Origin of the sequence: Sphingorhabdus sp., from assembly GCF_050921905.1 — a bacterium.
Taxonomy (GTDB): Bacteria; Pseudomonadota; Alphaproteobacteria; order Sphingomonadales; family Sphingomonadaceae; genus Sphingorhabdus_B.
Window position 1 is genome coordinate 1,789,516 of sequence record NZ_CP050888.1, and the last position, 23,308, is coordinate 1,812,823.

24 protein-coding genes and 1 pseudogene are annotated in these 23,308 nt (G+C 54.6%); 16 read left to right on the forward strand and 9 right to left on the reverse strand.

The window, feature by feature from the left end; all coding sequences use genetic code 11:
- The first annotated feature begins 3 nt into the window (after window positions 1-3).
- From HEQ18_RS08740 to HEQ18_RS08765, 6 genes are all read left to right on the forward strand, one after another.
- Window positions 4-246, forward strand: a complete 243-nt coding sequence (locus HEQ18_RS08740; protein WP_397605919.1) for a hypothetical protein — start codon at window positions 4-6, stop codon at window positions 244-246.
- Between the two features lie 136 nt (window positions 247-382).
- Window positions 383-1,129 (forward strand): electron transfer flavoprotein subunit beta/FixA family protein, encoded by a 747-nt coding sequence (locus HEQ18_RS08745; protein WP_432814402.1) that lies wholly within the window; start codon window positions 383-385, stop codon window positions 1,127-1,129.
- Window positions 1,126-2,055 carry an electron transfer flavoprotein subunit alpha/FixB family protein gene (locus tag HEQ18_RS08750; RefSeq protein WP_397605921.1) on the forward strand — a complete coding sequence of 310 codons (930 nt, stop codon included), beginning with the start codon at window positions 1,126-1,128 and terminating at the stop codon, window positions 2,053-2,055. The genes HEQ18_RS08745 and HEQ18_RS08750 overlap by 4 nt, the downstream gene beginning before the upstream one ends.
- Window positions 2,056-2,095: 40 nt before the next feature.
- Window positions 2,096-2,485, forward strand: a complete 390-nt coding sequence (locus HEQ18_RS08755) for a hypothetical protein (RefSeq protein WP_432814403.1) — start codon at window positions 2,096-2,098, stop codon at window positions 2,483-2,485.
- 68 nt (window positions 2,486-2,553) lie between these two features.
- Complete coding sequence (locus HEQ18_RS08760) at window positions 2,554-2,796, forward strand: hypothetical protein (RefSeq protein ID WP_432814404.1); 243 nt, start codon at window positions 2,554-2,556, stop codon at window positions 2,794-2,796.
- 49 nt (window positions 2,797-2,845) lie between these two features.
- Window positions 2,846-3,016: a hypothetical protein gene (locus HEQ18_RS08765; RefSeq protein ID WP_432814405.1), complete on the forward strand. Its 171-nt coding sequence runs from the start codon at window positions 2,846-2,848 to the stop codon at window positions 3,014-3,016.
- On the opposite strand, the gene HEQ18_RS08770 is transcribed toward HEQ18_RS08765, so the two are convergent.
- Both HEQ18_RS08770 and HEQ18_RS08775 read right to left on the reverse strand, forming a co-directional pair.
- Entirely contained in the window at window positions 3,013-3,492 is a 480-nt protein-coding gene (locus tag HEQ18_RS08770) for a hypothetical protein (RefSeq protein ID WP_432814406.1), read from the reverse strand. The two genes, HEQ18_RS08765 and HEQ18_RS08770, sit on opposite strands and share 4 nt — an antisense overlap.
- 12 nt (window positions 3,493-3,504) lie before the next feature.
- The gene (locus tag HEQ18_RS08775; protein ID WP_432814407.1) at window positions 3,505-4,638 is read right to left on the reverse strand and encodes a HigA family addiction module antitoxin; all 1,134 of its coding nucleotides are present in this window, start codon (window positions 4,636-4,638) and stop codon (window positions 3,505-3,507) included.
- Window positions 4,639-4,747: 109 nt separating this feature from the next.
- Between HEQ18_RS08775 and HEQ18_RS08780 the strand changes: the two genes are divergently transcribed.
- Window positions 4,748-5,635, forward strand: a complete 888-nt coding sequence (locus HEQ18_RS08780) for an IS1 family transposase (protein ID WP_432814408.1) — start codon at window positions 4,748-4,750, stop codon at window positions 5,633-5,635.
- Window positions 5,636-5,676: 41 nt separating this feature from the next.
- The gene (locus tag HEQ18_RS08785; RefSeq protein WP_432814409.1) at window positions 5,677-6,237 is read left to right on the forward strand and encodes an energy transducer TonB; all 561 of its coding nucleotides are present in this window, start codon (window positions 5,677-5,679) and stop codon (window positions 6,235-6,237) included.
- Between the two features lie 147 nt (window positions 6,238-6,384).
- Here HEQ18_RS08785 and HEQ18_RS08790 read toward each other — a convergent pair whose 3' ends face one another.
- Window positions 6,385-7,704: a hypothetical protein gene (locus HEQ18_RS08790; RefSeq protein ID WP_432814410.1), complete on the reverse strand. Its 1,320-nt coding sequence runs from the start codon at window positions 7,702-7,704 to the stop codon at window positions 6,385-6,387.
- The gene (gene nhaA / locus HEQ18_RS08795) at window positions 7,701-8,921 is read right to left on the reverse strand and encodes a Na+/H+ antiporter NhaA (protein WP_432814411.1); all 1,221 of its coding nucleotides are present in this window, start codon (window positions 8,919-8,921) and stop codon (window positions 7,701-7,703) included. Before nhaA ends, HEQ18_RS08790 begins: the two co-directional genes overlap by 4 nt.
- A gap of 115 nt (window positions 8,922-9,036) precedes the next feature.
- Between nhaA and HEQ18_RS08800 the strand changes: the two genes are divergently transcribed.
- From HEQ18_RS08800 to HEQ18_RS08835, 8 genes and pseudogenes are all read left to right on the forward strand, one after another.
- Window positions 9,037-9,555, forward strand: coding sequence for a response regulator transcription factor (locus tag HEQ18_RS08800; protein ID WP_432814412.1), 519 nt, complete (start codon window positions 9,037-9,039; stop codon window positions 9,553-9,555).
- Window positions 9,556-9,604: 49 nt separating this feature from the next.
- Window positions 9,605-9,940 carry a hypothetical protein gene (locus tag HEQ18_RS08805; protein ID WP_432814413.1) on the forward strand — a complete coding sequence of 112 codons (336 nt, stop codon included), beginning with the start codon at window positions 9,605-9,607 and terminating at the stop codon, window positions 9,938-9,940.
- Between the two features lie 52 nt (window positions 9,941-9,992).
- Window positions 9,993-10,427 carry a hypothetical protein gene (locus HEQ18_RS08810; protein WP_432814414.1) on the forward strand — a complete coding sequence of 145 codons (435 nt, stop codon included), beginning with the start codon at window positions 9,993-9,995 and terminating at the stop codon, window positions 10,425-10,427.
- 66 nt (window positions 10,428-10,493) lie between these two features.
- On the forward strand, window positions 10,494-11,891 hold the full coding sequence (locus tag HEQ18_RS08815) for a glycosyl transferase family protein (protein WP_432815981.1): 1,398 nt from the start codon (window positions 10,494-10,496) through the stop codon (window positions 11,889-11,891).
- A 278-nt stretch (window positions 11,892-12,169) separates the two neighbouring features.
- Window positions 12,170-12,940: a hypothetical protein gene (locus HEQ18_RS08820; protein WP_432814415.1), complete on the forward strand. Its 771-nt coding sequence runs from the start codon at window positions 12,170-12,172 to the stop codon at window positions 12,938-12,940.
- A gap of 51 nt (window positions 12,941-12,991) precedes the next feature.
- Window positions 12,992-13,906: a sulfite exporter TauE/SafE family protein gene (locus tag HEQ18_RS08825; RefSeq protein ID WP_397602337.1), complete on the forward strand. Its 915-nt coding sequence runs from the start codon at window positions 12,992-12,994 to the stop codon at window positions 13,904-13,906.
- Complete coding sequence (locus HEQ18_RS08830; protein ID WP_432814416.1) at window positions 13,903-14,667, forward strand: TIGR02186 family protein; 765 nt, start codon at window positions 13,903-13,905, stop codon at window positions 14,665-14,667. The genes HEQ18_RS08825 and HEQ18_RS08830 overlap by 4 nt, the downstream gene beginning before the upstream one ends.
- A gap of 260 nt (window positions 14,668-14,927) precedes the next feature.
- Window positions 14,928-16,503: pseudogene (locus tag HEQ18_RS08835) on the forward strand (ATP-binding protein).
- An 84-nt stretch (window positions 16,504-16,587) separates the two neighbouring features.
- On the opposite strand, the gene HEQ18_RS08840 reads toward HEQ18_RS08835, so the two are convergent.
- The 5 genes from HEQ18_RS08840 to HEQ18_RS08860 are packed head-to-tail and all read right to left on the reverse strand — an operon-like array spanning window position 16,588 to window position 23,193.
- The gene (locus HEQ18_RS08840) at window positions 16,588-17,520 is read right to left on the reverse strand and encodes a right-handed parallel beta-helix repeat-containing protein (protein WP_432814417.1); all 933 of its coding nucleotides are present in this window, start codon (window positions 17,518-17,520) and stop codon (window positions 16,588-16,590) included.
- Between the two features lie 46 nt (window positions 17,521-17,566).
- Window positions 17,567-20,191, reverse strand: coding sequence for a methionine synthase (gene metH / locus HEQ18_RS08845; protein WP_432814418.1), 2,625 nt, complete (start codon window positions 20,189-20,191; stop codon window positions 17,567-17,569).
- Between the two features lie 22 nt (window positions 20,192-20,213).
- Complete coding sequence (locus HEQ18_RS08850) at window positions 20,214-21,260, reverse strand: homocysteine S-methyltransferase family protein (RefSeq protein WP_432814419.1); 1,047 nt, start codon at window positions 21,258-21,260, stop codon at window positions 20,214-20,216.
- On the reverse strand, window positions 21,257-22,198 hold the full coding sequence (gene metF / locus HEQ18_RS08855; protein WP_432814420.1) for a methylenetetrahydrofolate reductase [NAD(P)H]: 942 nt from the start codon (window positions 22,196-22,198) through the stop codon (window positions 21,257-21,259). The genes HEQ18_RS08850 and metF overlap by 4 nt, the downstream gene beginning before the upstream one ends.
- Window positions 22,195-23,193 carry an ArsR/SmtB family transcription factor gene (locus HEQ18_RS08860; protein WP_432814421.1) on the reverse strand — a complete coding sequence of 333 codons (999 nt, stop codon included), beginning with the start codon at window positions 23,191-23,193 and terminating at the stop codon, window positions 22,195-22,197. Before HEQ18_RS08860 ends, metF begins: the two co-directional genes overlap by 4 nt.
- Between the last annotated feature and the right edge of the window lie 115 nt (window positions 23,194-23,308).

The window sequence follows — 23,308 nt, forward strand, 5'->3', positions numbered from 1 at the left end:
ATTATGTCGGAAAAAGTCGACAATCTGATGCTCAAACATCTCAAGCGCTTTCAAGCGACCCTTGAGCGTATCGAAAACAAAATCAGTGAACTGACCATGCGGCAGAATGAAACCCACTCAGCGGTAATTGGCCTTCGGCGGGATCAAGCTCAAGACGCAGAAGTGTCAGCGCATCTGCAAGTGCAGCTTGACGCCGTTCGTGATCGATTGGACCGGATTGAACGTCGTATAGAAATCACAAATTAGGGACCGAGATCGGTTAAGCAGCGATATAGGATTATGTGGCAGGCGCACTTGACGTTCACGTAAACGTTAAGCATAGGCGCAACAGATTAAGCGGGCATCCAATTGCCTTATTGAGTCGGTATGGAAGGATGAGCACATGAAGATCATCGTCCCCGTTAAGCGGGTCATCGATTATAACGTAAAGCCGCGGGTTAAGCCCGATGGTTCGGGTGTTGATTTGGCAAATGTCAAAATGAGCATGAACCCGTTTGACGAAATTGCGGTCGAAGAAGCGTTGCGTTTGCGGGAAAAGGGCGTTGCGACGGAAGTGATCGCGGTGTCGATTGGACCGGACAAGGCGCAAGAAACACTGCGGACTGCACTCGCCATGGGCGCTGACCGTGCGATCCTCGTTGTCGCTGAAGATGTCGAGCCTTTGGCCGTTGCCAAGATCCTCGCCAAGATTATGGACGAAGAACAGCCCGGCCTTGTCATTCTTGGCAAGCAAGCCATTGACGATGATAGCAACCAGACCGGGCAGATGCTCGCTGCGTTGACGGGTCGTCCGCAAGGCACCTTTGCCAATACGGTAAACGTATCTGGCGATGCAGTGCATGTTGCGCGCGAAGTCGATGGTGGTTTGCAGACCGTGGCGCTGAAGATGCCCGCGATCATTACGACTGACTTGCGCTTGAACGAGCCGCGTTATGCGTCGCTGCCCAACATCATGAAGGCAAAGTCAAAGCCGCTCGCGCAGAAAACGCCTGCCGATTATGGCGTTGACGTTAGCCCACGGTTGAAGACGCTGAAAGTGACCGAGCCGCCTGTGCGTAGCGCCGGTATCAAGGTTGCCGACGTTGATGCGTTGGTTGCAAAGCTTAAGGAAATGGGAGTGGCCGCATGAAGACCCTCGTTTATGCCGAACATGACAATGCATCACTGAAAGATGCCACGCTCGCCGTTGTAACTGCTGCATCGCAGCTTGGCGAAGTCCATGTCCTCGTTGCTGGCTCGGGCTGCGGTGCGGTTGCCGAACAGGCTGCAAAAATCGCTGGCGTGACCTCCGTGCATGTTGCCGATGACGCAGCCTATGCGCAGCAATTGGCCGAAAATGTCGCGCCATTGGTTGCGTCATTGATGGCAACACATGATGCGTTCTTGGCGCCAGCCACATCGAACGGCAAGAATATCGCGCCACGCGTGGCGGCCTTGCTGGATGTCATGCAAATCTCCGACATCCTTTCGGTTGAAAGCGCGGACACGTTCACGCGCCCGATCTATGCCGGTAACGCGATTGCGACTGTGCAATCTTCGGATTCCAAGAAGGTCATCACCGTGCGCGGCACGGCCTTTGCCAAGGCACAAGAAAGCGGCGGTTCGGCTGCAATCGAAGCGGTCTCGGGCAGCGGCGATGCAGGAACATCGACGTTCATCTCGGCAGAGATCGCCAAGCAAGAACGCCCTGAACTCACCTCTGCCAAGATCATCGTATCGGGCGGTCGTGCGTTGAAGGATGCGGACACTTTTGCCGCAACCATCTTGCCCTTGGCTGATAAGCTTGGCGCTGGCGTTGGCGCAAGCCGCGCCGCAGTGGACGCAGGCTTTGTGCCCAATGACTATCAGGTCGGCCAGACCGGCAAGATCGTCGCCCCAGAAGTATATGTCGCCGTCGGCATCTCCGGCGCGATTCAGCATTTGGCCGGCATGAAGGACTCCAAGGTCATCATCGCGATCAACAAGGACGAAGACGCGCCGATATTCCAAGTTGCGGATATTGGCCTTGTTGGTGACCTGTTTACGGTTGTGCCGGAGCTTGTTGGTAAGCTGTAGTAGTTTGCACCCAAATGTAAATTTTTAAGGGCGGGCAGAAATGTCCGCCCCTTTTGCTTGTGGCGACAACGCTGTAATGCCTAACTTGCTGGTTATGGCAAAATCATTCGTCGCATGGCTTACCCTGATCGCCTTCGCTATGCCCGCACTCGCGGCCGCCGCAGCTCCTGCACCGTTGATTTTGAAACCTACATCGGCATGGCAAGTGGATTATGCTGACGAACGATGCCGACTCGGCCGTCAGTTTGGCGAAGGCAAGCAAACCGTTTTGTTGCTCATGGACCGCTTTGCCCCGGGCGAATATTTCCGTCTAACGATTGCCGGGCAGCTAGTTAAAACATTCGTCGAAAAAGGGGATGCCGATATTCAGTTCGGACCCAGAGAGGAAGAACAGCAGCTTGCCTTTTTAAAGGGTAGTGTCTCAGTTTGAATTTTGACGGATAGCCTATCGCAATCCAGCCGCCGTTCCTATATGCTTAGCGGTATGCAAAGGAGACCATGATGCAGGTTCACGTATTTAAAGGCAAAGGGAAGGTTTACGGTTTCACTCTTGATGCGACGGGTGCAAATCTTCCAGCATCACACGGCCCTTGGACGCCAAGTAAATCAATCGACATGCAGCGCGGCGAAACACCCCGCATAGCGGTAAATACTGACGCGGCGCTAGATAACATCGAAAAACATGGATTCCACTTGCAAGGTGTTAGCATCGTTTCCACAGAAGGAATCGCAGGTGCCTAAAGGCCCAAACGGACAAAAGCGCCCAGCCGACGCTATAGGCAGAGCTATAATGGTTGCTCAAATAGCGACTGGCGAGATCGCCGACGAAACGATTGCAAAGACTAAGCTAGGCCGTGATACTGGCAAAGCAGGTGGCCTTGCCCGCGCAATTACGCTGACTGCCGAACAGCGACGTGAAATTGCACGAACAGCCGCCGATGCGCGTTGGAAAAAAAGCTAGGCTGCTTTCTTATCGTCATCCATTGCATTTTTACGCCACTCAATATCGAGTCCCAAATCCATTGGTAGCGTAATGTGCTCGTCGTCGGGCCTGATGCTGTTCCAGTGGTCAAGATCAAGCGACAACTGGACGCCATCGTCAACCATCTGCTCCCTGCGGCGCACCATGGATTTGCGCATATTGCCAAATGTCGTTTCGGGATCGTCGATGTCGATCCAGTAAAACGTCCCCTGCGAATCCGATGGAACCGCGTGGTAGCCGCGATATGGCCTGCCGCTTTCTTTATCCGTGCGAACAACTTGACGTGCAGCATCTCGCAAAAGCGATGCCAGCATGTCTGCCGGACTTTTCGGCACGGGGAAAGGCCATCCTTTTGAGAAACAGAACAATGCAACCTCGTGCATATCGAGCTCTGATTTGCCAGTTTCTTCTCGATATAGACGGATTAGCTTCTGTAATTCTTGAATTTTTGACATATATAATATCTCCTATTCGCCAACCGGCGCAACGTCGCCCCACCCATCCACATAGGATGTTGGGAGAATGTAAGACCGCACCTTTGCTAAGTGCTGGCGAAACCGTTCGTAACGGCCTGTTTTGTGTTGAAGCTGTCCCGCGACGATACCAGGATGAACACTCAAGCTACGAGCAAAGCCAATCATATCCCGCTCTGAGAACAGCGGAGCCTTACGATCAATGAAGGCTTGCATCTGCGCTTGCGGAATCGCAAAGTTTGACGCGGCTTCGTTTGCTAGACGTTCTTCTTCTGGAACATCGGGCCCCGTGCCAGCACGTTCGCCATCCAATTCAGCATCAAGTATCATTGCGTCTTTACCGTGACCAAGGCGGACATGCTCAAGTTCGTGGCGCAGAACAAACCAGAAGTTGTCGTTTCTGTCATGGCGCAGCGACATTCCAACTACCGGCGAGTGATCGTTGAGCCAAAAACAGACCCCATCAATCTTTGCAGTCGGAAGCGTTTCGACAACGACAAAGCGAATACCAGCTTTCGTCAAAATACGCGGCACTTTCCGCACATTTTCAGCGGACACCAAAAGAGATTTTAGCTCGCGTAATGCAAAATCTAGCGCGTGTGGCGTGTAACGCGGAACGATCATTTCGGACGCCATAGACCTAACCCGATAAAGCCATGCAAGCTGTGCAGGCGATGGATCAGTATTAACCAGTGTTTTCTTGGCAGCATGCGGTAGGATTTCTATTTCGTTCAAACTGTCCGCACCGAAAAACTTTGTTAAAGCGCCTTCCACTTGTTCAACACTGCGTGGATTAACGTCTCCTAGCCACCCGCGCTTGGCCATTTCGGCAATAGGAAGACCGCCAAAAAGATGAGCCCTGTTCGATCTGGCAGGGTCTGGCCGAGCCGTTGCTTTCGCTACAGCAAGATCATATTCTTTTTGCAATTCTAAAAAACGTGATGCCGGAGTGCCAAAAACCTCTTCGAGAAGCAAAGCGGTGTCCGCATCAAGGGATTGTTTTCCGGCAATAATTTTGTTTATCGTAGCGTCGCCCTTACCAATTACCATGGCAAGCGTCCGCTGGCTCCAACCGAGTTCTGCCAAAAGGGCCTCGATAAGTTGCCCCGGTGTTTTGTAATCCGACATTCTTTCCCCCTATCACAAGCATTTTGCGTTTGGAATAGCAAAATTGAGCTATTTAGAAAGTTTCTATTTTATGCTTGCGTATTTCTACAAAAGTTCATATTGAAAATGAATGAACAAGCTTTCTCACGCTAAACGCACTCAAATTCTTGCAATGCTATGCGAGGGTTCATCAATGCGGTCAATCAGTCGCATTGTGGACGTGTCGATCAACACGGTTTCCAAAATCCTTGTTGAAGCTGGCGAAGCTTGCCTCATCCTGCATGACGAAACAGTTCACAACGTCAAAGCTAGCCGCGTCCAGTGCGATGAAATCTGGTCGTTTTGCTATGCCAAAGACAAGAACGTCCCCGCCGCTAAGGATGCACCGGAAGGCGCTGGCGACGTGTGGACATGGACCGCTATCGACGCTGACACGAAACTGATTGTTTCGTATTTCGTAGGTGACCGTTCAGGACAGTCAGCAATAGCCCTGATGGACGATCTGCGCAGCCGCCTTAGTAATCGCGTCCAGATCACCACAGACGGCCATCGCGCCTATCTGGAGGCCGTCGAGGGTGCTTTTGGTGCAGACGTTGACTATGCGCAGCTTGTGAAAATGTATGGCGCTGTCGGCGGTGGCAAGAGCGCCGAGGTTCGCTATTCACCCGCTGAATGCACTGGCATCAAGAAAGTCCGCGTCGAAGGCAATCCAGACGTGAAGCATGTATCGACTAGCTACGTTGAACGCCAGAACCTCACAATGCGTATGTCGATGCGGCGCGTCACTCGCTTAACCAACGCCTTTTCAAAGAAGTTGGATAATCACATACATGCGCTTGCATTGTATTTCGTGTTCTACAATTTTACCCGTCTTCATAAGACGCTGCGCGTGTCGCCAGCCATGGCCGCTGGCATTACTGACCGCCTCTGGTCGCTTGATGATGTTATTGCTAAGATTGATGAACTGGCACCCGCACCTAAAGCGCGTGGTCCTTATAAAAAAAGAAATTCAAACTGAGGCACTACCTTTTAAAGGGAAATCTTGACAAGGAACCCGCCTTGATCTTTTCTGGTAGCGCGCGCATCGCACCGCCAAGCGCGGCGGAACTGTTGGCGATCAAAAATCGGGAAAAAAGAGAAGGGGTCGTCGTTGAGCCCATAAGTGAAGACCGTCAAAAGGCAGTTCGCCATTTGCGCGTTGGGAAACCGTTGCGAAAACCAGTCATGCTGGAAACAGGTTCAATGCGAGCGCCATTGGCGGCGCTCGATACCTGCATCGACAATCTTCTTATAAGCTGGGGTGTCGACGTAGAAAAACATAAGGCGCTAAGCCGCACGGTCACGCCGTTGAAATCTCCTGATAAGTGGATTATGTCGTCTGACTATCCCAACGAAATGCTATCTGCTGGTCAGCCCGCATTGGTGAGCTTTCGGCTCAGCATTGGGCCTGACGGTGTGCCCACGGCATGCCATATTCAGGCGACAACGCGTCCCAAAGAATTTGACAATGCGGTCTGCAAATCGGTCATGCGGCGTGCGCGTTTTTCCCCCGCGCTTGATGCACAGGGCCAGCCGCTGGCGTCTTATTATCAAAACAATGTTTATTTTGCCCTCCCCTAAAAGTTCCAAACCCGCTTAAAAAACTGGCCAGATTGTCGCCCAATTCATCGACAGCATCGCAGCCTTCAGTCAGGATGACCGCTGGCAATCCGGCGGCGGACACCTAACCGAAGACGAACTCACTGCCTGGTTCCGCGAACATCTTGGCTAAGGTAGCAGGTCCGCTGGCACGGTGGGTTCTCCCAATATTTTCTCCATCCGACGCCACCGCTCGGCCGTATCTGGATTTCCGCGTTCGATATAATCGCGGACCAAATCCTTGCCCCAGCCATAGTTGATCACATAGCTGCGATAATGGTCGGTAAACTTCACCGATTGTTCCGCGCGGGCGGGCGAAAGCAACAGATATTTCTGCGTTAACTCGAGCGCCTGCGCCCGCGTAACCGCACCATCGAGATACATTTTCGCAATAGTCAATCGCGCACCCGAGAGCGCTTCGGTCATTTGCTGCATTTCCCAAAAGGCTTGCGCAGATTTGGGATTAAGGCCAGCTATCGGGTACAGAATATCGCGTTCAAATGCCAAGCGTTCCGCGGCAGGAAAGGCGAGATCAATACCGTAATTGGCGCTGCCTTCGGACAAAACGCTGGTCGGGCTGTAGAGTGGATTAACTTCATATTCCTTCCACCCATTTTTGCGTGCGAGCCGTTCTTCAACCATCAGGTTCAGCACATGGTGGCCCGGATAGCCTTCGTGACAGCCCAGATCGACGGCACGGCTGATACGGATCGGCAGGTCGGTATTGATCTGGATCAGGCTTTTATAATTGCCCTTATAATAATTATAGCCTGACCACGGCTTGCCCGTGACAAACTCCATCACGAACGTCTCGCCCGCTGGCAAACGGATATATTGCATTGTGCGGCGCTTACATTCGGCAATGGCGGCGTCAAACACCGGCTGCAACCGGTCTTTGGGAATGACATAACGCTCATTAAAGGCATCGACGCGTGCGGCGAGCGGACCATCGCCGGGAATCAGCGTTTCAAGATTGGCCAATATGGCGTCATAATGCGCCAGAGGTTTCAAGTCCGGCACCGTCGCAAACTGACCTTGTGCTTCATCATTGAAGGAAAACTTGCGCCCCTGAAGCATTTGCAACCGTGTGTCGGCAGCCACCAGCATTCCGCGTAACGCAACCGCGCGACGGCGGTCTGATTCGGTGCGTAAGGATGGCAACGCGGCATCAATAGCCGCCGTCAGCGCGCGGGCTTCGGCGATCAATTGTGCCAGTGATCGCGGATTTGCCTTCGCTACGTCTTGCAGCGCGGGCGGGCCATAATACGCATCGACATATTCCGCTTCATGCGTGCCCGCCTCAAGCGTCAACCGGATATAGGCATCGGAGATAGCGGCAATCGACATCGCCGGTGCGGCGACATTTGCAGGGGTTGAAGTCGCTGGCGCAACGGTGGCGCAAGCCGACGCAAGCAAAGCGAGCGGAAGGATGATGTAGCGAAGATTCATATGGTGCCTCCAGACATAATTTTTTGCGGCGCAGCAAAGCGCAGGATTAAATACCCAATTATCGCCGACAGGATAGAGCCCATCAGAACCCCAATTTTGACATCATCCGCCTGATCCGGGCCAGTGAAGGCAAGACCACCGATAAACAAGCTCATCGTAAAGCCGATACCGCATAGCAACGCGACGCCATAGACTTGCAGCCAGCTTGCATGTGAAGGACGCGCAGCAATGCCAAGTTTGACCGCGATCCAGACGCTGGTAAAGATTCCAATTTGTTTGCCCAAAAACAGGCCCATCGCGATACCAAGGGGCAGCGGCGCAGCCAGCGCAGCAAAGCTGGTGCCGGCCAACGAGACACCCGCATTGGCGAACCCAAAAATCGGTACAATGAAAAATGCAACTGGCTTAACCAGAGCGTGTTCCAGCCGGTGGAGTGCCGAATCTTCTGCGTCAGGTGCAGCCAGCGTTCGGCGAAAGGGAATGGCAAATGCTGCCATTACGCCCGCAATGGTGGCGTGCACGCCGGATAACAATGTCGCATACCATAACAGAGCCGCGAGGATGAGATATGGCCAAAGGGCATTTACCCGAAAACGGTTCAGCATCATCATAGCGAACCAAATGCCGCCAGCAGCGGCCAAAGCGGGGATGTTCAACTCGGCCGTATAGAATACAGCTATGATCGCTACCGCGCCCATGTCATCAACAATAGCAACGGTCGTCAGGAACAGTTTCAGGGAAGCAGGCGCCCGACTGCCCAAAAGCGCGAGCACGCCAATGGCAAATGCAATATCCGTAGCCGCCGGTATAGCCCAGCCACGATGCAAGGCAGGGTCGCCGCCTGCGACCGCGAGATATATAATCGCCGGAACAATCATCCCCGCCGCAGCGGCAACCATGGGAAGCGTGCGGTCGGCCCAAGTCGACAAATGTCCGTCCACAAATTCGCGCTTAATCTCCAGCCCGACGAGCAAGAAGAAAATCGCCATCAGACCGTCATTTATCCAAAGGTGAATGGTCATCGGGCCAAGCTTTGGCGTCAACTCCGGCCCGATCACCAAGCGTAAGAAATCATTATATTTTTCAGTAATTGGCGAATTGGCAATAATCATGGCCAATGCGGCGGCAGCCATTAACAAAATACCGCCCGCTGCTTCACTAGACAAAAATGCACGCAAAGCGGACGTTTTGGCGTGTTTTTTTACAGTTCCGATCATCACCATTCCTTATGGCGAATCGACCAAAAGATGGCAAGCAAAGGCGGAAAATAGCGCATTTGCCTTGCCTTAGCAGATTATATGGGTTTATATCCTTAGTTAAGGGGCGAAGAGCATGGCCGACCTAATGTCCAAAAAATCTTTTGTCGGAAAAAACATTTCGATGAGCGCACAGTCACATCTTCACCTGACCGAGGGTCAAAAAGCATGCCTCCGGCTGGTGGTGCAGCATAACACTTCTAAGGAAATCGCCCGGACATTGGGCATATCACCATTCACTGTGGACCAACGGCTTGATGCGGCACGGCGCAAGCTGAATGCCGGCAGTCGCATAGACGCCGCCAAGATATTCGACGCAATGGAACGCAACGATATATACGAACCATTCGTATACGAAGCGTCAGGCCTTGAGCCGATCGATCGTTCCGTTAGTCAGGACCTACTTCCTGACAGGTTACGTCAGTGGTTTGCGAAAATAACTTCGTTAATCGCTGTACCGCCCATCGGGGGGGAAAGGCATGAATTATCTAATAAAGAAATTCTTGTTCTTGCGTTAAATTTAGCATTTTTCAGTACGGTAATATTGACATTGGCTGTGGTCGTACTCACGGGAGTGTTTCGACTATTTCAATAGCTCCTCCGTTGCTGGCTGAAAAATGCTCAGAAGATGAGGAGACTTTGACATGGTACATATCGAGCACGAGACAGCCAGGCAATTGGCATTGGACATTACCTCCACACATCTGGCCATTGATAAAGCTCTGGCGGACCTAGCCACCCTTACATATTCGGTTATTGACGCTTGTCGCCATTCCGATGCATCCTTGGCGCAATCGCAGGCGGCCATTGAAGGCGTAGCGGATGGCCTCACAAAAATGGTCGATGCGCGGAAAGGGTTTATGCATGCCCACCGCAAGATTGCGGTCGCGCAACGGGATAGCAACTTGCAAGAAATCAACTTCGGATGCCAGCCAGGTCCGCTAACCCGGCCAGCCGCCCTTCGGGTTGTCAACGGTTAAGCGGGGGCATTCTTGCCCGTTCGGGGGTAGCAGAACGAGGACAGACAAGGCCATGGATACGATATTGCTGGCATTTTACTCCGCGCTTTTGTTGTGCGTAGCGTATGCTAGCGTCAATGGTGGCCGCACAGGCAAGGCGGGATCAGCCATTTTCATCTTGGCAACAGTGTTGAGTGAGGTGGCAGTGCGGATGAACCCCAACTGGGCCGGATCATCGCTGGAACTATTTGCGGTCGATGGCGGATGTTTGTTGGCATTGGTCATACTGGCCCTAATCAGCAACCGGTTCTGGCCTATTTGGGCTTTAGGGTTTCAAACAGCAGCGGTGGCGACTCACCTCGCCACCCTGTCCATTCCGGATGTCGTTCCAAAATCATTTCACGCGATGCTCTCGTTTTGGGCCATTCCAATACTCTGGGTGATGGTCGTTGGCACGCATAAAGACCTGCAAAATAAGCTTGGATTGGAACGGCGGAGCCGCGCCTAAAAACCTATAAATCACTTGAAGATCGGCCCGCCTTTAGTTGCGGCCGAAAAGGGCGCGGCGACTTTGATGGATTGGATTTTGCCTTTTCTGGAAACGGGTCAGCGTGAACTATTTCTGTTCAGCGCCGTCTGGATATTGATTAGCGCTATAGATGATCTGTGCGTCGATATCATCTGGATCGCTCGTCATGTCTATCGGCGGCTGACCTTTTACCGGCACGCGTTACCGCGCGAAGTGGGCCAACTTGCCGACCCCGTTGACCATAAACGGCTGGCCGTTTTTGTGCCCGCTTGGGGGGAAGCAGGCGTCATTGGCGATATGCTACAAAATTGCACGCGCAAATGGGCTGAGCGCGCGGGCCGGTATCGGATCTTTGTCGGTTGCTATCCGAACGATCCGCACACGGCAGCTGCGATTGTCAATGCATCCCGGACCAATCCCGACATCCGCCTCGTCGAGGTCGAACATGATGGTCCCACGACAAAAGCCGATTGTCTTAACCGATTATGGCGTGCACTGCTCGCAGACGAAATTGCGGACGGATATATCGCAAAGGCCGTTGTTCTGCATGATGCAGAGGATTTTGTCCACGCCGACGAATTACGCGTTTTCGACTGTCTAGTGACCAACGGGGGCGCTGTGCAATTACCCGTGATCCCGGAGCGTACCGCCAACTCCCGATGGATTAGCGGCCATTATTGCGACGAATTTGCAGAGGCGCATAGCAAGAATATGGTGGTCCGCGAAGCGTTAGGTGCACCCTTGCCTCTCGCCGGCGTGGCATGTGCCATTGAACGCAGCCTCATGGGGCGTCTTGCGCAGATAAACGGCGGCAAGCCCTTTGATACACACAGCCTGACAGAAGATTATGAACTCGGCATCCGCATGGGTGCCGCGGGCGGGCGAACGATCATGGCGCGGATATTGGACAGCCAAGGCAAGTTGGTCGGCACCAGAGCCTGTTTCCCCGACACGCTGCAGACGTCAGTGCGTCAGAAAACCCGTTGGCTGACGGGTATTGCGCTGGCGGGGTGGGACCGGCTCGGTTGGGGGGGCAATATCGCGCAGAAATGGATGCTGTTCCAAGACCGGAAATCAATTTTCGGCACGATTGTCGTCATGGCTGGCTATATCTGCCTTCTGCTCACCGCCATCTTGGCCGCTGCGTCCGCACAGGGACTATATCAACCGCCAGCACTGCGTGCCGACGTGATCCTATTATTGTGGCTGAATTCGGCATTTTTGCTTTGGCGGCTTGGGGTGCGTGCCGGCTTTGTGGCGGCACTATACGGTCCGGCAGAGGCCCTGCTGTCCATACCCCGCAGCATCGTCAGCAACGTCATTGCCATCATGGCCATGCGGCGGGCCTGCACCAATTATCTGAGGCATTGCTTGGGCGCGCCGCTGACATGGGACAAGACAGCTCATCACTTCATGCCCGATAAGCTGGCACATAGCGACTGATGCGTGGCCGGGCCTTCGGATTTGTGGCCATGTTATGCGCGACCTGGGTCACGGCGCGGATTGGATTTGCCCTCATCGCCGACGGGGATAGGCAAGTCGCTCGACATCGCAAGGATTCGGCCGGCGCAATTGTGCAACCTGTCACGCATATTGGGCAGGAACGACCGCTTAGTCATGTGGCAGCAAAGACCCGTAGCGCCGCGAATCGGACGACCGGTCGCGTTTTTGCAAAGGTTCCAAGTTCCCTTGAATCTATGACAGTCGGTTCAAGCCTTAAAATGTCCGCAATATGGGACAATACGGGCGATTGGATTCCCGATGACAAGGCTCCACGCGATGTATCATCCGAAGCTATCGCATCCTCCTTACCCGACGCCCAGAAAAAGGACCGCTCCATTCGCCCAATCCAGATATATGCGTATAGCTTCTGGCGGCCGGGCGATTCGGCGCAGGGGGTGCTTGGCAACGGACAATATGGAGGTAGTCAAAGCGCGCTGTTGATGACGATCCCGCTGCTGCGACATAAGCGTGAACGCAGCGTTTCGCGTTTTTCACTTATCGGGCGGGCGTCGGTTTCCCACGATGACCTGCGCGATCGCGAATGGGCAGCGGGGCTCAGCTGGCGTCCATTAGCCGCGTTTCCAGCGCAATTGTTCCTAGAACGACGTTTTCGGCCAGACCGCCCCGATGCCGTTGCGGCGTTTGTATCTGGCGGACATGACGGCACATCATTGCCCTTGGGCTTTGCGCTCGACGGCTATGGACAGGCAGGATTTGTGACCGGCAAATCTGGCGGTGGCTTTGCCGACGCCCAATTGCATATATTGAAAAACATCGCCAGCGACGGACAATCTAAGCTGGCGGCCGGCGCAGGCGCATGGGCGGGCGGTCAAAACGACATCATGCGCGTTGATATCGGGCCATCTGTCCGCGCGAACCTGCAGGCTGGTGCAACGTCGCTCCGGCTAGACGCAAGCTGGCGCTTTCGCATTGTGGGCAACGCACGGCCCGGCGATGGTCCGGCGGTCACCTTGTCCACCAGTTTCTAAGTCCTAGCCTTTATCCTGCCGTCAAATGCCGTTAGGGTCAGATTGTCGATCATGGATATTTATCTTCCCATAGCCAATCTGTCGGTCAACGCGCTGGTGATCATCCTTTTGGGTGGCGGCGTCGGCGTGCTGTCGGGCATGTTCGGCGTTGGAGGAGGATTCCTGACCACGCCTTTGCTCATATTCTACGGTATCCCGCCAGCGGTAGCCGCGGCGTCCGCATCCACGCAGGTGACAGGGGCCAGCGTTTCGGGCGTATTTGCACATATGAAACGCGGCGGGGTCGATTTCCAGATGGGCGGCGTCCTCGTGGTCGGTGGCATATTCGGCACTGGCGCGGGCGCAGCGATATTTGAAATATTGGAGGCGATTGGCCAGATAGATACCGTCATCAACATCCTCTATGTACTGATGTTGGGCAGCATCGGTGGCTTAATGGCCAAGGAAAGCTTGACCAGCGTCCTTGCCGTGCGCGCGGGAAAGCCGGTCGCTGCGGCCAAACGCCGGCATCACCCGTTGGTGGCCAATTTGCCGATGCGCTGGCGTTTCTATCGTTCTGGTCTGTATATTTCGCCTATCGCACCGCTGATATTGGGCTTTATCACGGGCATCATGACCATGCTGCTTGGTGTGGGCGGCGGCTTCATCATGGTGCCCGCCATGCTCTATCTGTTGGGCATGGGCGCGCAGGTGGTGGTGGGGACATCCTTGTTCCAGATTTTGTTCGTAACGATGGCGTCAACGATGATGCACAGCCTGACCACCAAAGCGGTTGATATCGTGCTTGCCGTATTCTTGCTCATTGGCAGTGTGACAGGGGCGCAAATCGGCGCGCGTCTGGCGCAACGGATGCGGCCGGAATATCTGCGCCTCTTTCTCGCCGCGATCGTTCTGCTTGTCGCAATCCGCATGGCGCTTGGTCTGGGCTGGCGTCCCGACGAAATCTACACGTTGCAAGCGTTATGATCCGTTTATTCGCCCTGATATTGTTTTTGCTGCCGATCAGCGCCAGCGCGCAAAATGTGCCCAAGCTGGTGCCGGATGTCTCGCAACGGCAAATCAATATCCAGTCGGGATTCACGGGTGCCGAAATGCTGTTATTCGGAGCCATCATCTACCCACGCGGTGTGGCGCCAGAGGGGCAAGTGGATGTTGCGGTTGTTCTGCGCGGGCCAACCCGGTCGGTAACGTTACGGGAAAAGCAGAAAATTGCCGGTATCTGGGTCAACGTCGACAGCACCGATTTCCGGTCCGTCCCCGCATATTACGCTATCGCGTCGTCACGCCCGCTTGACCAAATCATCAACAGCAAAACAGCAGCGATTTACGAGCTTGGCCTCAACCGCCTGCAATTGTCACCCAGCGGCGAGGTCAATGCCACCGAGCAGCGCCGCTTTGTCGATGGACTGGTGGACTTAAATCGCCGCAACGGTCTTTTCCGGCAAGATGCGGGCACGGTCGAAATAACCGATCAGGTGCTGTATCGTGCGCGCCTCAACATTCCGTCCAGCGTACCGGTCGGTGTCTACACTGCGGAAACTTTGCTCATTCGCGATGGCCGGGTGATTGTGGCCGATGACAATGTCGAAGTCCGCATCCGCAAAACCGGGTTCGAACAATTGGTCACCATATTGGCTCAGGACTATGCCTTTTTTTACGGCGCAATGGCGGTGCTGGTCTCGTTACTGCTTGGCTGGTTTGCCGGATTTGTCTTCAACCGCCTGTAAATTGTAAAGTAACGTAAAAAATTATAATTTCCTGCGATTTATCCGGTTGCGATCGTAAGTATATTTTTACCTTCTCGTCCTATTGCCTGACGCTTCTTTATGAAAGAGGCGGACAGTTTATGGACATTTCGGCACGTCGGCCGACCGATCGGGCAGGCCACCCAGATCAGTCGGCACCTATACCCATAGCCGTGCCAGACGCAGCGGCACCGACGGGCGTGCCGGTCGTTAACGCGACGCTGCACCATATTGGCTTTGTCATGGAAATTTCGGGTTCAGAATCACAAGTGACGCTCGATGCCTCTTTGTTAACTAGCCTTGATTCGCACAGTGACTCAAGCATCGCGATGTCGGGACAAGTCGGCAGTCAGATTAAAATCCGCGTCGGTAGTAGCTGGCTTCTTGCCAACATCCGTACCCAAAAAATGTACGAACGCGACCATAAAATCATCACCGCGCAAGTCGATTTCCTAGGCGAAGGCGATGAGGACATAGTGACTGGCAAGATTTGCAATTTCCGCCGTGGTGTGACGCGCTACCCAGTGCCCGGCAGCGAAGTATATGCGGTTTCCAGCTCCGACCTCAAACAAGTCTATGCCACCGACGCGCGGGCGAATGTCGAAATCGGCACGGTGTTTCCAACGACAGGATATTCGCGGCGCGCTGTATGTTGACGCCATGCTTGGCAAGCATTTTGCGCTGCTGGGTTCAACCGGTACGGGTAAGTCGACCAGCGCGGCTCTGATTTTGCACAAGATCTGCGACATTGCGCCCGAAGGGCATATCGTAATGATTGACCCGCATGGGGAATATAGCGCCGCGTTTAAAAATAATGGCGCGCTGTTCGACGTCAACAACCTGGCCATACCCTATTGGATGATGAATTTCGCCGAGCATTGCGAAATTTTCGTCACTTCCAATGGCGACGACAGGCAAATAGATTCCGATATTCTCGCCAAATGCCTTCTCCAAGCGCGGTCAAAAAACCGGATTGCCGAGACGATTGGCAAGCTGACTGTGGACGCCCCCATTCCCTATCTCCTGTCCGATTTGACCACCATCATTCAAAATGAAATGGGGCGGCTCGACAAGGCGACATCGTCCGTTCCATTCATGCGGTTGAAGAACAAAATTGACGAGTTAAAGGCAGACCCACGTTATAATTTCATGTTCTCAGGTATGCTTGTTGGCGATACGATGGCGGAGTTTGTGGGCAAGATTTTCCGTATGCCGTCGAATGGCAAGCCCATTTCCATCATCGACGTTTCTGGTGTGCCGTCGGACATCACCTCGACAGTAGTCGCCGTGCTCTCGCGCCTTGTATTTGACTATGCGATCTGGTCACGCAACGAACCGCAGCGGCCCATATTGCTCGTTTGTGAAGAGGCGCACAGATATATCCCGTCGGAACATGTGTCGAAAGACAGCGCCGTGCGCTCCATCCTTGAAAGAATTGCCAAGGAAGGCCGTAAATATGGCGTATCGCTGGGCCTGATTACGCAGCGGCCCTTAGACTTGGCCGAAGGCGTGCTGTCGCAATGCGGCACGATCATTTCGATGCGTTTGAACAACGACCGTGACCAAGCCTTTGTGCGTGCCGCAATGCCTGAAGGCGCGCGCGGGTTCCTCGACGCTATCCCGGCGCTGCGGAACCGCGAATGCATCATCTGCGGCGAAGGTGTCAGCATTCCCATCCGCGTTGCGCTCGATAATCTTGAAGAAGAAAAGCGCCCTGCTTCGGACGATCCCCTGTTTAGCCAATTGTGGCAAGAAACGGGCGGGGAAGCCGAAATACTGGAACGGGTTGTCAGACGATGGCGCGCGCAAGGCCGGTAAGGCTATTTCTCAATGTCGAGATTGTCGAGAAGCCTCCAGTTGGATAGGCGCATCCAACAGCCGAAAAGCAGAATTGGGCAACCATTAGCGTCTTTCAAAGGGTTTTAGGCCGCTGCCAAGTCGGTTCCCGCCCAATGCCAACCGGTCGCCCGACCAGTCAGCGACGAACACAGCCCGTCGGTCCACGCCCGCTGCAATGTGCGCCTCATTTGCATTAACCGACAGGCCAAAGCTGCTTTGCCCTCGGCCTTCGGACGCGACGGTGATCAAGGCGCTGTCATTTGCCTTGGACGCAGCTTGCACGAATATATTGCGCGCGATGCTGCCGCTTGCGCCAATGGGTAGGTCAATCATCCTATCGGTGCTGCGGCCTCGGCTATCGTCAAAGGCGTTGTCCGTGATCGTTATGCGCGATGCGCGGCTTTGAATGTAATGCCCGCCATTGCCACGTTCGAAACGGCTGTTCGTCACCGAAAGCGGACCCTTGCCGCCGATAGACAGACTATGCGCGCACGGCTGGCGACGAACGCAGCGACCAAGGCCAATGAAGCTCGATTGTTTAATGCTGATTGCGCCAGTCCCTTTGTCGGCAGTTGTGATGCCCTGCACGCTGTTGCGAAAGACGCTGTGAGTGACAGTCAAATTGCCTTTTTCAAGGCGAATGCCTGCGCCATGGGAATCGGCCACGCGCATATTTTGAAAAACAATACCGTCGACCCGCGCCCCTTGCCCGCGCAGCACCAACGCGGCTTTGCCTTCGCAAGTTTTCGTGTCGAATATGCTCTGCCCAGGAATGACAGCGCGAAAGGCAATGATGCCCGATGTCTGCACGGCGCATTGGCGGAAACTTCCTGGTGCGATAAGGATTGTGCCTTGCGCATCGCCAATTGAATCAACCGCCGCTTGCAGCCTCGCGTAAGTTCTTCCTGTTTCGGCGTTTCGAAAGGGCGCGGCATTTTGTGCTGATGCAGCAGCGGCGCACAACATAACGGCAAGGACGAGTGACGTTTTCTTCATGCGCTTTGGTCCTTAAGTGGTCCTGACCCTAGGACTAGGACCATCCTTATTCGTTGAGATTGGGCCGCAGATATTGCCGCGCACGATCAAGGTCCAGCCCACGGCGCGCCGCATAATCCGACACTTGGTCATCGCCAATGCGCGCGACGCCAAAATATTCGGATTGCGGGTGGCCGAAATACAGACCGCTTACCGCAGCGGTCGGCAACATGGCAAAGCTTTCTGTCATGGTGATGCCGGTTGTATGCGTGGCATCGAGCAGGGCGAACAATGTCGGTTTCAGGCTGTGATCCGGACAGGCGGGATAGCCTGGGGCTGGCCGGATACCGCGATATTCTTCGCGGTTCAGAGCCTCGGGCGTGAATTGTTCATCGGGGGCATAGCCCCACAAATCCTTGCGGACATGTTCGTGCATCCGCTCGGCAAAGGCCTCCGCCAAGCGGTCAGCCAGCGCTTTCAACATAATGTCCGAATAATCGTCGATATTGGCTTTGAACTGCGCCAAATGCGTCTCGATGCCGTGGCCAGTGGTCACTGCAAATCCGCCAATCCAGTCGCCATCGCGGCTGATGAAATCGGCCAAGCACATGTTCGCTTTGCCTTCGCGCTTGGCGATTTGCTGGCGCAAGAACGGCAGGCGGACATGCGCCTCGGTCTGTTCGCAATAGACAACCACATCATCGCCATCGCGCCAACAGGGCCACAGACCCGCAACGCCCTTGGCGCGAAGCCATTTTTCGTTGATGATCTTGTCGAGCATCGCATTGGCATCGGCAAACAGGCTGGTTGCGCTTTCGCCGACAATGTCATCGGTCAATATCGCCGGGTAATTGCCATGCAATTCCCAAGCACGGAAAAACGGGGTCCAATCGATATAGTTGCGCAAGTCGGCCAAATCCCAGTCATCATAGACGTGGACACCGGGCTTTTGCGGCGCGGCTGGTTTTATGCTTTCGTCGATTTCAAAGGCATTGGCGCGCGCTTCTTCCAGCGTGGCGAGCGGCTTTGCCGTCTTGCCCGCGCGGGCGTCACGAATATGGCTATATTCGGCGCGGGTGTCGGCAACAAACTTGTCGGCCATGGTGTCGCTAACCAATGTTCCTGCCACCCCGACGGCGCGCGAGGCGTCGAGCACATGGATGACGGGACCAGAATAGACAGGCTCAATACGCAAGGCCGTGTGCGTTTTCGACGTGGTTGCGCCGCCGATCATCAACGGCATCGACATGCCCGCTTTTTCCATTTCCTCGGCAACGGTCACCATTTCGTCGAGCGAAGGGGTGATAAGGCCCGACAGCCCGATCATATCGGCATCATGTTCGACCGCCGCTTGCAAGATTGCCGGCCATGGAACCATCACGCCTAGGTCAACAATCTCGAAACCATTGCATTGCAGGACAACACCAACGATGTTCTTACCAATATCATGCACGTCGCCCTTCACGGTCGCCATGATGATCTTGCCCTTGCCCTTGGCGCCCGCCTCTTTTTCCGCCTCAATATACGGGAAGAGATGCGCGACTGCTTTCTTCATCACGCGCGCCGATTTTACAACTTGCGGCAGGAACATGCGGCCTGATCCGAACAGATCGCCCACAACGTTCATGCCGTCCATCAACGGCCCTTCGATGACCTCTATGGGGCGACCGCCAGCCGCTTTGATGGCAAGCCGCGCTTCTTCGGTGTCATCGACGATATGCGCGTCAATGCCCTTAACCAAAGCATGCTCCAACCGTTTGGTTACGGGCCAGCCGCGCCATTCGGCCTCCGCCTTTTCCTGCGCCACATCGGTCCCGCGATATCTTTCGGCAAGCGTGATCAGGCGCTCGGTCGCATCCGGGTCGCGGTTGAGGATGACATCTTCGCACGCGACGCGCAGTTCCGCGTCAATGTCGTCATAAATATCAAGCTGCCCCGCATTGACGATAGCCATATCAAGTCCTGCCGGGATGGCGTGATAGAGAAAGATGGAGTGCATCGCGCGGCGCACGGGTTCATTGCCACGGAAGCTGAACGACAGGTTGGAAAGCCCGCCCGAATAATGCGCATGCGGGCACAAGACGCGCAGTTCCTTTATCGCCTCGATAAAGTCGACGCCGTAATTATTATGCTCCTCAATGCCCGTGGCCACCGCAAAGATGTTGGGATCGAAAATAATGTCTTCGGGCGGAAAACCGATGCCGATCAGCAAGTCATACGCCCGTTTGCAAATCTGGACCTTGCGTGCTTGCGTGTCGGCTTGGCCAGTTTCATCGAACGCCATGACAACGACAGCCGCGCCATAAGCCATGCACAAGCGCGCATGGTGCAGGAACGCCTCTTCGCCTTCTTTCATCGAGATCGAATTCACGATGGGCTTACCCGAAACGCATTTCAGCCCAGCCTCAATCACGCTCCATTTGGAACTGTCGATCATTAAAGGCACGCGGGCGATGTCTGGCTCTGCCGCGATGCGCTTGATGAAGGTGGTCATCGCTTCATGCGCGTCCAGCAGGCCTTCATCCATGTTGATGTCGATAATCTGCGCGCCATTTTCGACCTGGTCGCGCGCCACCTCTACTGCGGCTTCATAATCGCCTGCGAGGATCAGCTTTTTGAACTTGGCGCTGCCCGTGACATTGGTGCGCTCGCCGATATTGACGAAGCGAGAAGAGGAGGTGGAGGAGGACATTTTTGTTCTACTTTATACAGGTTCAGGCGGCCATGATGAAGGGTTCAAGCCCCGCCAGTCGGGTCACGACATCCGCCTTAGGAATGGCGCGTGGCGCGCGGTCCGCAACCGCCTTGGCAATCGCGGCGATATGCGCAGGCGTCGTGCCGCAACAGCCGCCGACGATGTTCACCAGCCCATCGTCGAGCCATTGGCCAATCAATTGCGCCGTGGTTTCGGGCAGTTCATCATATTCGGCCAAATCATTAGGTAGGCCTGCATTCGGATATGCCATCACAAGCGCATCGGCTTGCTTGGACAATGCGGCCAAATGCGGACGCAACAAATCCGCGCCGAACGAACAATTCAACCCGATGGTCAGTGGTTTGACATGCCGGATCGCAGCCCAGAATGCTTCTACCGTATGGCCTGACAGATTACGGCCGGCCATGTCGGTGATGGTCATCGATATCATCAACGGCACATCGCGCCCACAGGCCGCAGCAGCCTCTTGCGCAGCCATCGCAGCACATTTGGCGTTGAGCGTGTCGAATATGGTTTCAATCAACAGGAAATCGACGCCACCTTTAATCAGGGCGTCGCATTGTTCGCGATAGACATTTTTCAGATAGTCAAAGTCTATTTCACGATAGCCAGGGTCGTTGACGTCGGGTGACAAGGACAAGGTTTTGTTGGTGGGGCCAATCGACCCGGCAACGAACCGCTTTATGCCGTCTTTTGCCTCGGCAGCGTCGCAACAGGCGCGGGCCAGCTTCGCCGACTCCATGTTCAATCGCCGCACCAAATGCTCACATCCATAATCGGCCATGCTGATTTTGGTCGCGCTGAAGGTGTTGGTCTCGATCATATCGGCACCCGCCTCCAGATAGGCGCTATGGATTGCCCCAACGACGTCGGGACGGGTGATAGACAATAGGTCGTTATTGCCCTTTTGATCGTGCGTCAGTTCAAGGTCGCCACGATAATCAGCCTCAGACAATTTATAGTCTTGGATCGCGGTGCCATAGCCACCGTCGAAAACCAGTATCTGTTGTGCCGCGCGCGCGACAAAGGTTTCACGCGCGCTCATGCTGCTGCTTTTTGCGCTAAAGCGGCAGGCCGCTTGCCCAGCAAATGGCAAATCGCGTAGGATAATTCCGCGCGGTTCAGCGTGTAGAAGTGAAATTCCCGAACGCCGCCTGCATATAATTTCCGGCACATTTCTGCCGAGACAGTGGCAGCCACCAATTGCCGTGCGGACGGATGGTCATCCAATCCGTTGAACACATCGCCCATCCAGCTGGGGATAGCTGTGCCCGTCAACTGCGACATGCGGGTGATCGCGGCAAAGTTCGACACTGGCATGATGCCCGGCACGATCTCCGCATCAATGCCAGCCGCGGCAACCGCATCGCGGAAACGGAAGAAAGTTTCGGGTTCAAAAAAGAATTGCGTAATTGCGCGGCTTGCACCGGAGTCCAGCTTGCGCTTTAGAAAATCGATGTCTGACGCCGCAGACAAGGCCTCTGGATGGGTTTCGGGATAGGCGCTGACCGATATTTCAAACGGGTGCAGTTTGCGCAAACCCTCGACCAGTTCCGCAGCGCTGGCATAACCATCGGGATGCGGCACAAATTGTCCGTCGGAGCTTGGTGCATCCCCGCGCAGCGCGACGATATGACGGACCCCTGCTTCCCAATAGGCGTTGGCGACATCGGCAATTTCGCCCTTGGATGCTTCAACGCAGGTTAAATGCGCGGCCGCCGGAATATCGGTCTCGCGGGCAATGCGCGCAACGGTGTTATGTGTGCGTTCGCGGGTTGTGCCGCCTGCACCATAAGTGACCGAAACAAAGCGCGGACCCAGCGGCGAGAGGGTCACGACCGAATCCCATAATTGCTCTTCCATCTTTTCCGTTTTGGGCGGGAAGAATTCGAAACTGATCTCGCAATCACCGGGAAGCCCAGCAAAAAGCGGGGCGGCAACAGCCCGGCTGGCCTCCTGCATCTGTGCAAGTGGGAGAATCATACGACAATCCTTAAATTGTTTTTTGGGCTGAGATGATCTGCGGGACGCGGCTGCAAGGCCGAGAGCTTTTCACCCATCCAGACTTTGATCACCAGTTCGCCAGCCTCAAGCGCAGTTTGGTGCACCATCTGCAGGCCGTGACTATTAAATGCTTTTCTCATGAACTCATCGGAAAAGCCAAGCCGGGCGTGGGCATGTACCGTGCGCAACTCTTCCAGATCATGCGCCGCAAAATCAACGATGACGACCCGGCCACCCGGCGCAAGCGTGCGGATCGCTTCGGCGATAACGGCTTCAGGATGTTGCGCGTAATGCAGGACCTGGTGGAAGATGACGGTGTCGAATTCGCCATCACCCACGGGCAGCATGTTGAAGTCGCCCAGCTTTATATCGATTTTACTAGCGATTTCGGGGCTTAAGTTGGCAATTTTCGCGCGCGCAAGCCGCAGCATTTCGGGACTGTTATCTATTGCCACAAATCGGCTGGATTCAGCCGCAAACAATTCGACAATGCGCCCGGTGCCCGTGCCCACATCAAGGACCCGGCCTAATGGTGCGCTGTGTAGAACTTGCGCCAAACGCGCCTCAACTTCCGAATCGGCAATGTGCAATGATCTGAGCGAATCCCACGCATCAGCATGCGCCGCAAAATAATGTGCCGCCATGTTGGTGCGCGCATTGCGGACTTCATCCAGCCGAAGCAGGTCCCGCTGGAACGCCTTTGCCTGCGACACATCCGCCTCTGCCAATAATGATGACAGCGGGCCGTTCGTTAGCATCTCGCTTGGCCTTAAGAATACCCAGCTTCCCTCCTTGCGACGCTCCAAAAGCCCGGATTCATCCAGAATGCGGATATGTCGGGAAACGCGCGGCTGGCTTTGGTCGAGTATCTGGACCAATTCGCCCACCGATAGCTCCAGCCGAAGCACCAGAAACACGATTCGTAACCGCGTAGGGTCGGCTAAAGCCCGCATGATATTTAACAAACTGATCATTTGAGAAAGATATAAAGAATTCTTTATATAAAGTCAATCCGCACAAATTAGCCATATTTTCTACTGTTATAGTAGACATAAGCCCAAAACAGCTATGTAACATTTTGTCGGAATG